This window comes from Streptomyces sp. NPDC058691, from assembly GCF_042714775.1.
Lineage (GTDB): Bacteria > Actinomycetota > Actinomycetes > Streptomycetales > Streptomycetaceae > Actinacidiphila.
In genome coordinates this window covers 1-11,184 of record NZ_JBHXSO010000112.1, presented here as the reverse complement: position 1 = coordinate 11,184, position 11,184 = coordinate 1, and the positions used below count along the sequence as shown (strand labels likewise).

9 protein-coding genes and 1 pseudogene are annotated in these 11,184 nt (G+C 67.4%); 1 reads left to right on the top strand and 9 read right to left on the bottom strand.

Going from position 1 to position 11,184, the window contains the following annotated elements; translation table 11 throughout:
- Positions 1 to 106: 106 nt before the first annotated feature.
- The 9 genes and pseudogenes from ACFWVC_RS37765 to ACFWVC_RS37725 form a co-directional block, all read right to left on the bottom strand.
- Positions 107 to 904, bottom strand: a pseudogene (locus tag ACFWVC_RS37765) (IS5 family transposase).
- Positions 905 to 1,018: 114 nt separating this feature from the next.
- On the bottom strand, positions 1,019 to 2,254 hold the full coding sequence (locus ACFWVC_RS37760; protein WP_384298826.1) for an iron-containing alcohol dehydrogenase: 1,236 nt from the start codon (positions 2,252 to 2,254) through the stop codon (positions 1,019 to 1,021).
- A gap of 1 nt (position 2,255) precedes the next feature.
- Positions 2,256 to 2,639 (bottom strand): Ldh family oxidoreductase, encoded by a 384-nt coding sequence (locus ACFWVC_RS37755; protein WP_384298823.1) that lies wholly within the window; start codon positions 2,637 to 2,639, stop codon positions 2,256 to 2,258.
- A 92-nt stretch (positions 2,640 to 2,731) separates the two neighbouring features.
- Entirely contained in the window at positions 2,732 to 4,192 is a 1,461-nt protein-coding gene (locus ACFWVC_RS37750; RefSeq protein WP_384298819.1) for an NAD-dependent succinate-semialdehyde dehydrogenase, read from the bottom strand.
- Between the two features lie 273 nt (positions 4,193 to 4,465).
- A complete protein-coding gene (locus tag ACFWVC_RS37745) occupies positions 4,466 to 5,542 on the bottom strand; it encodes an ABC transporter ATP-binding protein (RefSeq protein ID WP_384298816.1) in 1,077 nt (358 codons plus the stop codon).
- Positions 5,542 to 6,609: an ABC transporter ATP-binding protein gene (locus tag ACFWVC_RS37740; RefSeq protein WP_384298813.1), complete on the bottom strand. Its 1,068-nt coding sequence runs from the start codon at positions 6,607 to 6,609 to the stop codon at positions 5,542 to 5,544. The genes ACFWVC_RS37745 and ACFWVC_RS37740 overlap by 1 nt, the downstream gene beginning before the upstream one ends.
- The gene (locus ACFWVC_RS37735) at positions 6,609 to 7,430 is read right to left on the bottom strand and encodes a carbohydrate ABC transporter permease (RefSeq protein ID WP_384298810.1); all 822 of its coding nucleotides are present in this window, start codon (positions 7,428 to 7,430) and stop codon (positions 6,609 to 6,611) included. Before ACFWVC_RS37735 ends, ACFWVC_RS37740 begins: the two co-directional genes overlap by 1 nt.
- An 89-nt stretch (positions 7,431 to 7,519) precedes the next feature.
- On the bottom strand, positions 7,520 to 8,386 hold the full coding sequence (locus ACFWVC_RS37730; protein ID WP_384298806.1) for a carbohydrate ABC transporter permease: 867 nt from the start codon (positions 8,384 to 8,386) through the stop codon (positions 7,520 to 7,522).
- 80 nt (positions 8,387 to 8,466) lie between these two features.
- On the bottom strand, positions 8,467 to 9,837 hold the full coding sequence (locus ACFWVC_RS37725; RefSeq protein ID WP_384298803.1) for an extracellular solute-binding protein: 1,371 nt from the start codon (positions 9,835 to 9,837) through the stop codon (positions 8,467 to 8,469).
- Between the two features lie 435 nt (positions 9,838 to 10,272).
- Between ACFWVC_RS37725 and ACFWVC_RS37720 the strand changes: the two genes are divergently transcribed.
- Complete coding sequence (locus tag ACFWVC_RS37720; protein WP_384298800.1) at positions 10,273 to 11,007, top strand: GntR family transcriptional regulator; 735 nt, start codon at positions 10,273 to 10,275, stop codon at positions 11,005 to 11,007.
- The last annotated feature ends 177 nt before the right edge of the window (positions 11,008 to 11,184 follow it).

Sequence of the window (11,184 nt, the reverse complement as noted above, 5' to 3'; positions counted from 1 at the left end):
CCCACGGCTTGACGCTCACGCCCTCACGAACGGCTCAATCGTCGCACCGGTTACGGCTGACCTGCGCCGCTCCACGTGATCGTGTTACGAGCTCTTAGACGTCATCTCATTTGGTATGTCTGCGGTAGCAGATGAGGGTGCAGGCGATGCTCGTGAAGGCGAGGAAGTGTTCGGCTTTGCGTTCGTAGCGGCGGTGGAGTCGGCGGCAGCCGGCGAGCCAGGACATGGTTCGTTCGATGGTCCAGCGGTGGCGGCCCAGTCGTTGCGAGGACTCGATTCCCTTCCTCGCGATGCGGTGCTGGATGCCACGTTGACGTAACCATCGTCGCAGGTGGGGGTAGTCGTAGCCCTTGTCGGCGTGAAGCTTTCCGGGCTTGCGTCGTCGGCGTCCGTGGCGGGAGCGGATCGGCGGTATCCCTTGCACGAGGGGGATCAGCGCCTGGCTGTCGTGCAGATTGGCCCCCGAGATTGCCACGGAGAGGGGCAGACCGGTCCGCTCGGTGATCAAATGGATCTACATACCGTACTTGCCCCGGTCGACAGGATTCGGACCTGTCAGGTCCCCCTTTTCAAGGCCCGCATGTTCACCGAGTCGATCGCGAACCGAGACCATTCCAGCTCACCGCGGGCCGAGTTCGTCAAGGACCAGACGGTGGAGCTTGGCCCATACCCTGGCCCTCGTCCACTCGGAGAAACGTCGATGAGCCGTTGCCCCCGACGGCCCGAACGAGGCAGCGGGCAACTGCTGCCACGTGTAGCCCGAGGTGGCCACGAACACGATCGCGGCCAGGACCTCACGATCACCATGCCGGCGCCGACCGCCACCTTGAGGTCTCGACGGCGCCTCCGGCACCACGCGCTGGAACAGCTCCCACAGCTCGTCCGGCACCAGCCGTTCAACAATCCCTGCCACGACCAACAGCCTACCCAGCCAAATGAGATGACTCTAAAGTCGTAGCCGACAATTCCGATAACCAGGGTGGGGCAGGGAACTCGTCGTCATGTGAAAGGCCCGTCACTATCTCTGCTCCGGAGTCAGGCCGTGTCGGGTCCGGTCCCCGATCCAGGCCGCTTCGAGGATCGCGGTCAGACTGGCGGTGTCGGTCGGGCCTGGATGGTTCTGGATCAAGCGGGTGACGCCACTGGCCATCTCCGCGAAGCGCGGGAGGTCGGCGCGCGCCACGCCGATGTCCGCCAAGGTGGCAGGGATGCCGATGTCGGCAAGGAGCCCGTCGAGCCAGGTGAGGAACGTATCCGCAGCCTCGGCATCCGAGGCGTCGGTCACGTCGAGCCCGCACACCCCGGCGAGGATGGTCAACCGGTCGCCGATGGCATCCCTGGCCGCGTCCAGCGCGTAGGGCAGCAGCAGCCCGACGCCCAGGCCGTGCGGTGTGTGGGTGGCTGCGCCGATGGGGTACTGGAGGGCGTGCGGAGCCGCGTTGCCTGCGTGGGAAAATGCGAGCCCGGCCAGCATGGACCCATAGGACATGTCCGCGCGCGCGTCCTTGTCGCCTCCGTCCCTGACGACATGGGGCAAGCTGCGGGCGATCCGCTTCGCGGCCTGGAGCGCGTAGTGATCGGTGATCGGGTTGCGGCCGAGGAAGACCTGCTCCACCGGGTCGCGCGGTCCGTGGGCCCGGGGTCGCGCGGTGTAGCTCTCCACCGCGTGACAAAACGCGTCGATGCCGGAGTGGGCAGTGACCGTCGCAGGGCAGGTGTAGGTGAGCTCGGGGTCGACGATGGCGAAGTCGGGCACGATGTGGACGCTGGAGACCCCCACCTTCAGCTCACGGTCCGGGTCGGTCAACACCGAGACGGGCGTGAGCTCGGAGCCGGTGCCTGACGTCGTCGGGACCGCGACGAGAGGAATCGTCGGCCCCGGCACCTTCGACTCGCCGTAGAAGTCGCGCGGCGTCCCACCGTGGCGCCGGATGACGCCGACGATTTTGGCGAGGTCGATCACCGTGCCACCCCCGATGGCGAGGATGACGTCGGCGTCCACCTCTGCGGCGACCGAGACGGCCAGGGCGACATCGGCGAGTGGCACGTCCGGAGTCGCGTCGGCAAACACCCCGACGACTTGGACCTTCTCCCGCACGGCGGCCACGATCTCGGCCACGCCCGGCTGCCCCAGAAGAACCCGGTCGGTCACGATGAGGACTCGCGAGCCACACTCGGCCACCACTCGTGGGATGTTCTGCGCGACCCCTTCGCCCACTATCAGCTGGCGTGGTCCGCGGACGGTCTCAAGCATGTCAGTGCCTCTCTGGAACGTCGGCGGTGATGTGCTGGGCGGACGTCCAGTTCACCTGCGAGACCGGGACGGCGTCGGCTGCCGGGCAGCGCAGGCGCGCGCCGGGCTCCCGGACTCGGTCGTGCCCGGGCGCCCTCGGGTCCATCGCGATGAAGACGTCGCCCCTGGTGGGCGGGTCAGTCGGGTCGAGGGTCCCGCGGACATCGTCGCCAAGGCCGGTACGAGTCAAGGTCGCGACCAGCACCTCGATCATGAGCCCGAGGGCGTAGCCTTTGGGACCACCGAAAGGGCTGATCGCCCCATCCACCGCCGCGGCCGCGTCTGCGGCGCGCACACCGGCGGAGTCGACGGCGTCCCCGGGTGCCGGCGGATTCGTGCCGGCCATGGCCCGGGTCCCGCCCCACGGGTGGAGGCCGGTCAGGTCATGTGTGCACAGGGCGCGGTGATCCTCGGCGGGCACCCGGAGCGGTAAACCGGTCACGGTAGGTCGATTGCCGCGTAGGTGACGTCGAGGTACTCAAGGATGCCCTCGTGCGACCCCTCCTTGCCGATCCCGGACTGCTTCACGCCTCCGAACGGAGCTGACGGGTCCGAGATCAGACCACGGTTGATGCCGACCATCCCCGTCTCCAACCCCTCGGTGAACCGGAGCGCCCGCTGGAGGTCACGGGTGAAGACGTATCCGACCAGGCCGTGCTCGGTGTCGTTGGCCTTCGCCATTACCTCGTCGTCGGACGTGAACGAGATGATCGGCGCCACCGGGCCGAAGATTTCCGCCTGCAGTATCCGCGCGTCTTCGGGCACGTCGACCAGGACCGTAGGCGGGTAGAAGTGGCCCCGCCCATCCGGACGCTCGCCGCCCACCAAGACACGGGCGCCGCGATCGACCGCGTCGGCGACGAGCTCGTCGATCTCGGTGACCGAGGCCTCGTCGATCAACGCCCCGACGTCCACGCCGTCGTCGAGACCATGGCCCACCGAGAGCGCTCCCATCCGCTTGGCGAAGCGCACCGTGAACTCCTCGCGCACCGGCTCCTCGACGTAGATTCGGTTGGCCGCGATGCAGGACTCCCCGATGTTGCGCATCTTGGCCACCATGGCACCGTCGAGCGCGACGTCCAGGTCCGCGTCGGCACACACGATCAAGGCCGCGTTGCCGCCCAGTTCCATGGAGGTGCGCAGCACGTTGTCCGCCGCCTGTCGTAGCAGCACGCGCCCGACCTCGGTCGACCCGGTGAACGAAAGCTTGCGGGTCCGACGGTCGGCCAGCAGTGCTGAGACCACCTCGCCGGCACGCTTGGTTGTCACGACGTTGACGACGCCCGGGGGAACGCCGACCTCCTCCATGATGCGGGCCAGGAACAGCATGGTGAGTGGCGTCTGGGCTGCCGGCTTGGTGATCGTCGTGCAGCCCGCCGCCAGCGCAGGAGCGAGCTTGCGGGCACCCATGGCCAACGGAAAGTTCCAGGGCGTCACGAAGACGCACGGTCCGACCGGCTTCGGCACGGTGAGGATGCGATATCCACCAGCAGGAGCGGTGTTGTAGCGCCCCTCGACGCGCACCGCCTCCTCGGCGAACCAACGGAAGAACTCGGCGCCGTAGGCCACCTCTCCCCGAGCCTCGGCGAGCGGCTTGCCCATCTCGAGCGTTATCAGCCGGGCGATCTCCTCGGATCGCTCGGTCAGTGCCCGGTACGTCGCGGTCAACAACTCCGATCGTTTTCGCGGCGGTGTCGCCGCCCACTCCCCCATTGCCTTGCCCGCCGCGTCCAGAGCGGCGAGCCCGTCGACGACGTCGGCGTCCGACACCTCGGCGATGGTCTTGCCAGTGGCCGGATCCTCGACGACAAAGGTGGCTCCGCCGGCGGCGTCGCGCCACGCGTCGCCAATCCGGAGCCGCCGGTGCTCCGGGGCCAGGACGTTCATCGGGTCACTCATTGCGTCGCCTCCTGTGATGTTCCTGGTGATGTCCCGTGACCTCGGCGATCGCGCCACGCGCGTCGACGAACACGTCACACGACCTCGTCGGGGTCGAGGTTGCCGAGCGGGTCGAACGTGGCCTTGGCCCTGGCTGCAGGGCGACGCCCCGCACCACCGTCGCCTTCTCGGGCCATCGCTGCTTCAGCGTCGTCAGGCTGTGCTCACCGGTGACGGTCCGCCGAGGCTCGATCGCCACGTGCGGGCGCATGGTGACGTCGCCGCCCTGCGCGGTTACCTCCCGGCCTCGGACAGCGCCAGCCCGGTGCCCGCATCGAACAGGTGCGCACGGTCCAGGTCGACCGTGACGAGCAGCCGCTCGCCCGGCGTACCCGTGACGGTGGGTCGTGCCTTGACCTTGAGGATCTCCGTCCCCACTCGGACGTCGACCACCGTTCGGTCACCGAGCGGCTCAAGGCCGTAGAGCTCACCCGGCAACGACGCGTCCCCACGCTGCTCGATGGACAGGTCCTCTGCCCGCAGGCCCAGCATCAGCGGACGACCGTCCTCAGCCGTGGTCCAGCGGGGCCGCGGCAGCGTCCAGCCTTCCGCCCCGACCAGACGATCCCCCTCGGCGTGGCAGGGAAGGAGGCTGATCGGCGGGCTCCCGACGAAGCCTGCGACCCACTGGTTGGCTGGTCGCTCGTACACCTCGGTCGGCGTTCCGACCTGTTGCACCTTCCCCTCCTTGAGGACCGCGACCTGGTCGGCCATGGACAGGGCCTCGACCTGGTCGTTGGTCACGTGGACGAAGGTTCCCCCGAGACTCCGGTGGATGCGGGTGAGCTCGGTGCGCATCTCGACGCGGAGCTTGAGGTCGAGGTTCGTCAGCGGCTCGTCCATGAGAAACGCGCGCGGGCGACGGACCAGCGCCCGGGCCAGGGCGACACGCTGCATCTCACCGCCCGACATCTGCGCGGGACGACGCTGCAGCAGACGTTCGATGTGCAGCAGACTCGACATCCGCTCGACGGCAGCGGCGATCTCGCCGGAAGAACAGCGGCGTGCCCGCAGCGGCGAAGCGATGTTCTCGTACGCCGTGAGTCGCGGGTAGAGGGCGTAGCTCTGGAAGACCATGGCCAGGTCGCGTGCGGCCGGGGAGTCACCGGTCGCGTCCCTCCCGTCCAGATGCACCGACCCGGCGTCAAGCTGCTCAAGGCCGGCGATCGCTCGCAGGGTCGTCGTCTTGCCTGCCCCGGAGGGCCCGAGCACGACGAAGAACGAGCCGTCCGGCACGTCCAGCGTCACCCCGTCCAGGGCCTGGACCTTGCCGAATGACTTGCACAGCCCGTGCACTGCCACGGTTCCCATCAGGCCACCAGCTCTTCCGTGCTCACGTCGTAGACCGGCGGGGGCCCGCCGGTGTGCCGCAGCCCGACCGGCGCGCCGGCGGCGAAACGGACAGTCGGTGGCATCCGAACCCGTACGTCGCGCCGGCCGCCGTGGTCGACCACGGCGATGACTTCGTCTCCCAGCCACTCCGCCGAGACCACGCGGGCCGGGGCCGAACGGTCCGCCCCTGGTTCTGTGACTTCCAGCGCCTCCGGCCGGACGCCTGCGACCAGGCGACGGTCGCGCGGCAGGCTTGGCGGTGGCGGGAGGACCAGTCCGCCCTGACTGCGCAGCTTCCCGTCGGCCACCTCCACCTCGATCAGGTTCATCGGCGGGGAGCCGATGAACGCGGCACAGAAAAGACTCGCCGGACGGTCGTAGACCTCCAGCGGCGTGCCGATCTGCTCGACGCGGCCCTTGTTGAGGATGGCGATTCTGTGGCCGAGCGACATCGCCTCGACCTGGTCGTGGGTGACGTAGACCATCGTCGTCCCCAGTTCCCCCTGCAGGTGCTTGATCTCCGTGCGCATGTCCGCCCTCAGCTCCGCGTCCAGATTGGTGAGGGGTTCGTCCATGAGGAATGCGCGCGGTCGCCGCACCAGGGCGCGAGCAAGCGCGACGCGCTGCTGCTCCCCGCCGGACAGCCGGTGCGGTCGCCGGTCCAGGAGCGGACGGAGCCGCATCAGCCGGGCGGCCTCGTCGACCCGCTCGCGCACCTCCGCCTTGGGCAGTCCCTCGGCCCGCAGTGGGAACGCCAGGTTGTCGCGGGTTCTCAGATGCGGGTAGAGAGCGTAGAACTGGAACACCATGGCGATGTCGCGCTCGGCGGGCGGCAGGTCGTTGACCAGCGTGTCGCCGATGCGGATGTCGCCCGTCGTCTGCCTCTCCAGGCCGGCTATGGCTCGCAGCGTGGTCGTCTTCCCGCAGCCCGAAGGGCCGAGCATCACGAACAGCTCGCCGTCGCCGATGGACAGGTCCACGTGATCAACTGCGACCGTCCCGTCCGGGTAGCGCTTGTGCAGCGCGGTCACCTCGATGCCCGTCATCAGCGTCGCACCGCCCCGAGCGTCACACCGGCGACGAGGTGCCTGCGCACCAGGTAGGCGAAGACGAGCACCGGTAGGGCGAACACTACGGAGGCGGCGGCCACGAGACCCCAGTCCACCGTGGTTCCACCGATGAGGCCGGCGATGGCAGGCGGGGCCGTCCGCACGCTGTCGCTGGAGGTGAGGAAGATGGCGAACACGAACTCGTTCCACGAGAAGATGAGTGCGAAGACCGCCGTCGCGGCGATGCCGGGCAGGAGCAGGGGAAGGGTGAATCGGCGGAACGCCTGCAAGCGGGTGTAGCCGTCGAGCATGGCGGCATCCTCGTACTCTGCGGGCACCTCGTCGACGAACCCCTTCATCATCCAGATCGTGAACGGGACGTTGAACGCGGCGTAGATGAGGATCAGGCCGAGCTTGGTGTCGATGAGTCCGACTTGGCGGTACATGAGGAAGATCGGGATCACGACCACCACGGGCGGCATGAAGCGGGTGGACAGGATGAAGAACAGTTGGTCCTTCTTGGCCTTCACGGCGAAGCGGGAGTAGGCCCAGGCCGCCGGGACCCCCAGCACGGTGGCCAGCGCCGTGGAGACCCCGGCGACCACGACGGAGTTGAGGAACGAGACGGACAAGGCCGAGCGACCGCCGTCGGAGGCGACGAACACGTCCTTGAAATGGCCCATCGTGACCTTGAAGTCGAAGAACTTGGCCGGGACGGCGTAGACGTCCCGGTTCTCCTTGATGGACGTCTCGATCATCCACAGCACCGGAAAGAGCATCACGACGGCCAGCACGGTCAGCAGCGTGACCTCCAGCACGGAACGGCCCCGGCCGCGGAGGCGACGCGCTGGCGGCGTGTGATCCCGGACAGGATCTGTGGAGGCGGCCTTGTCGACGGATACGGCCATCAGTCCTCCTTGAGCTTGTTCAAGTAGCGCAGGTAGAGCTGCGTGAGGACGATGACGACGAGGACCATGAGGATCCCGTACGCCGAGGCGGTTCCGGTGTTGAAGCCCAGGAACGCGACCTTGTAGACGTGGAACGACAACGTCTCGGTGGAGACCCCCGGACCTCCGCTGGTGAGGATGTAGACGAGGTCGAACAGCCGGAAGGCCTCGATGGCCCTGAACAACACCGCGATGAGGAGCAGCGGCCACACCAGCGGAAGAGTGATGGTGCGGAACCGGAACCACTCGGACGCCCGATCGATCGAGGCGGCCTCGTACAGGTACTTGGGAACCGCGGTGAGGCCCGCAAGTGCGATGAGCATGATGAACGGCGTCCATTGCCAGGTGTCGACCAAGATCAGGGACAGGAGTGCCGTTCGCTGCTGGGTGAGCCACTCCACCTGCTCCAGGCCGAGCGAGCCGAGCAAGCTGTTGATCACGCCGAATTGCGCGTCGAGCATAAATCGCCAGAACAGCCCGACCACGACCGGCGACAGCATCATCGGAACCAGGAACAAAGTGGTCAGCAGTCCTCGCCCGTGCGTGCGCCGTGAGATCAGGTAGGCGATGGCGAAACCGAGCACCGTCTGCAGGGTGACCGCGCCGACCACGTAGATCAACGTCGTCAAGGCCCTCAGGTGGACCTGCGCCGACGTCAGGATGGCGGTGTAGTTCTCGAACCAGATGAAATGGGCCGGCCCCCCGCGGGTGGCCGAGTAGTCGGTGAACGACAGGTACAACGCCCACAGCAACGGGAACACCGACATGGCGAGCAACAGCAGCAGCGCCGGGGAGATGAAGGCCACGGCGAGCCCGCGGTCACTCAAGCGGCGGGACCGACTTGGTGCAGGCGGCGTCGCGGACGCCGCCTGCCGGGCGTGGTCGGTCGTCAGTGGAGTGGGGGCACTCACAGTCCGCCGCCGCCCTTGCGGCTGCCGGAGTCGAGCACGCTCTGCTGCTCCTTGGCGATGTCGTCGAGCGCATCCTTCGGCTTTTCCGCGCCGTTGAGAGCCGCGTTCACGTTGGTGTTCTCGATGTCGACGAGGCGCGCGTACTCGGGCACGTTCCACATGTCCCGCATCCGCGGAACCGAGTCGGCGTACACCTGGTTGAACGGCCCGGCGTTGAGGAACTCGGGCGACTGCAGGGCGTCCGTACGCGCGGGCACGCCACCCGCCGCGGCCCACTTCTTCTGGATGTCAGGCCGCTCGAACCACTTCATGAAGTTCAGGGCCTCCGCCTGGTTCGCTTGGGGGGAGTAGGCCGACACGTGCATCCCCATGCCGCCGAGAGGCACCAGGTTCGTCTTCTGGCTCGGCAGGGTGGCAAAACCGAGCTTGTCGAGGATCTGCTCCCGCGTGGTGCCGAGCGTCGACTGCTTCGGGTCAAGCAGGCCGCCGCTCGCGGCGATCCAGTTGAACGCGATGCATGCCTTGCCCTGGGCGACCGCCGCGTTCACCTCGTCGATGAACCAGTTGCCGGAACCCTTGGCGGTCAGCGGCTTCATCTTGTTGACCAGGACGTCCATCGCCTCTTGGCCCGCGGTGTCGTTGAGGACGCCGTCGATCTTGCGCGTCTTGGAGTCCCAGAGGTTGCCTCCGTAGACGCCGTTGACCGTGTTGTAGGTGACGGCCGCGGCGTCGGAGCCGTTGGCCTGGTGGAAAGCCAACCCGCTGACGCCGGGGTGGTCCGCCTGGCACTTCTCGGCGACTGAGATCATCTGGTCCCACGTCTGCGGTGGCTTGTCGCCGATCAGGTCCTTGCGGTAGATCATCGTCCAGGTGTCGCCGAGCAGCGGCAGTCCGTACATGCTGGCGTTTTCGTCGCGCTTGCCGGTCTCCGCCTGGGGGAACTGGCCGTAGGCCGCCAGGAGGTACGGGTTGTAGGCCTTGACGTCGATGTTCTTCTTGACGAAGTCGGTGATGTCGAGGATATTGCCGTTCGTCACGGCCTCGCCGATGTGTTGCGAGTCCAGGATCGGGATGTCGAAGTCGGTACGGTGCGCTGCGAACTGGGTGAACATCGCGTCGTGCCAGTTCGCGTTCGGCACGGTGTTGACCTTGACGGTCACGTTCCGCCGCTCCTTGGTGTACTCCGCGTTCGCGAAGGCTTCCAGCGCGTGGGCGGGGGGCCAGTCGAACCAGATGAAGCTGAGGGTCAGCGGGTCCTTGGTGAGCTCCGGGATGGTCGCCGGCGCCTTGGGGGCGCTCGCCTGCGTGCCGCCGCCGCAAGCCGCCACGGTCGTGGCCACCAATAGGGCCGCCGTCGCCAGTTGCACCTTTCCACCGGGAACGGACAGTCGTCCGAATGGCTGGGGATACCGCATCCTCGTGCCTGCTTTCTGGGTCGGGACTTCTGGAGCCTTGCTGCGTGCTTCGCAGAGCAGTTGCTGGGTGCAGGCGTATTGCCGGCTGTCGCAGGGGCTGACCCGCGGACCGGCGTCACGAGTACGCCGCGACGTCATGGGGCTTCAGGCGGTCGAGAGGTCCTTCGGTCCTTGTGCGGCCCGGTGGCGAACCGAGCAGGACGTCGAGCATGCTCAGCGGAGCTTCAGGTGGTCGAAGTAGGGCGCTGGCGGGCGGTTCCGCGATGGGTGAAGGATGGCCAGCATCCGTCACCTTTCCTATACGATCCGATCGGGGCATCAACATCCCGCAGCATGCGACCCGTGTCAACAGGTTCGCAAAGACGTAAGAAAGGACCTCACGTCACGATGGACGACGAAGCGATGATCGCGAGGGGCCGTGAGGCCATGACGGGCGGAACGCCGCCGGGAAAATCTCGTGGCCGGCTTGCCGACGAGGTGTATGACACGCTGCTCGGACAGCTGATGTCGCTACGGATCGAGCCTGGCTCCCGCGTCACGATCGACGTCCTGGCGCGAGAGTTGGGGGTCTCGCAGACGCCGATCCGAGACGCTCTGAACCGGATGGAGGCCGAGGGCCTGGTCGTGCGTGTGCCTCATGCCGGCTATCACATTCCCCCCCAAATCACCCGCCAGCGATTCGAGGACATGCTTGAGCTCCGCCTGCTCCTCGAGCCGGCAGCGGCGCGCAGATCCGCCGAACGCGCATCCTTGCAGCAGGTGGCCGGTCTGCGACGAATGCTGGAGGAGATGGCGGAGCTGGAGGGGGGCAGCGGGCCCATGGCCTATGGCGCCTTCGGGCTCCGCGACGCCGCTTTTCACGATCTCGTCGCCCTGAGCGCGGAGAACCAGGTCATCCGCGACGCGCTTGCTCGCCTGCACACGCACGTGCACCTGTTCCGGCTTCTCCACGACACCCAGGTCACTCACTTGGCCATGGCCGAGCACGAAGAAGTTGTGGCCGCGATCGCCGCGCGTGACCCCGACGCCGCCGCCTACGCCATGCGTCGGCACATCCTGCTGTCCGGCGAGCGGTTCCGGCGATTGCTCGACGCGGCCAAGGGCTCGGAGGGAATGGTGTAAAGGCTTGACGGGCGGACTGGGCCGAGGAATGCTCACACAATCGGATCGGATCGGATCGGATCTGCCTCATCCGCCTCAGATGCGAGGAGAAGCAGGTGCCCAGAGCGCTGCTCCTGACCGGCGACGCCGCCGAGGAGCTCGACACCATGTATCCCTACTATCGCGTGCAGGAGGGCG

Bases quoted from the DNA above. Each gene is read 5' to 3' on its own strand.
- ACFWVC_RS37760 (WP_384298826.1), bottom strand. From the start codon at position 2,254: ATGCTTGAGACCGTCCGCGGACCACGCCAGCTGATAGTGGGCGAAGGG.
- ACFWVC_RS37755 (WP_384298823.1), bottom strand. From the start codon at position 2,639: ATGGCCGGCACGAATCCGCCGGCACCCGGGGACGCCGTCGACTCCGCC.
- ACFWVC_RS37750 (WP_384298819.1), bottom strand. From the start codon at position 4,192: ATGAGTGACCCGATGAACGTCCTGGCCCCGGAGCACCGGCGGCTCCGG.
- ACFWVC_RS37745 (WP_384298816.1), bottom strand. From the start codon at position 5,542: ATGGGAACCGTGGCAGTGCACGGGCTGTGCAAGTCATTCGGCAAGGTC.
- ACFWVC_RS37740 (WP_384298813.1), bottom strand. From the start codon at position 6,609: ATGACGGGCATCGAGGTGACCGCGCTGCACAAGCGCTACCCGGACGGG.
- ACFWVC_RS37720 (WP_384298800.1), top strand. From the start codon at position 10,273: ATGGACGACGAAGCGATGATCGCGAGGGGCCGTGAGGCCATGACGGGC.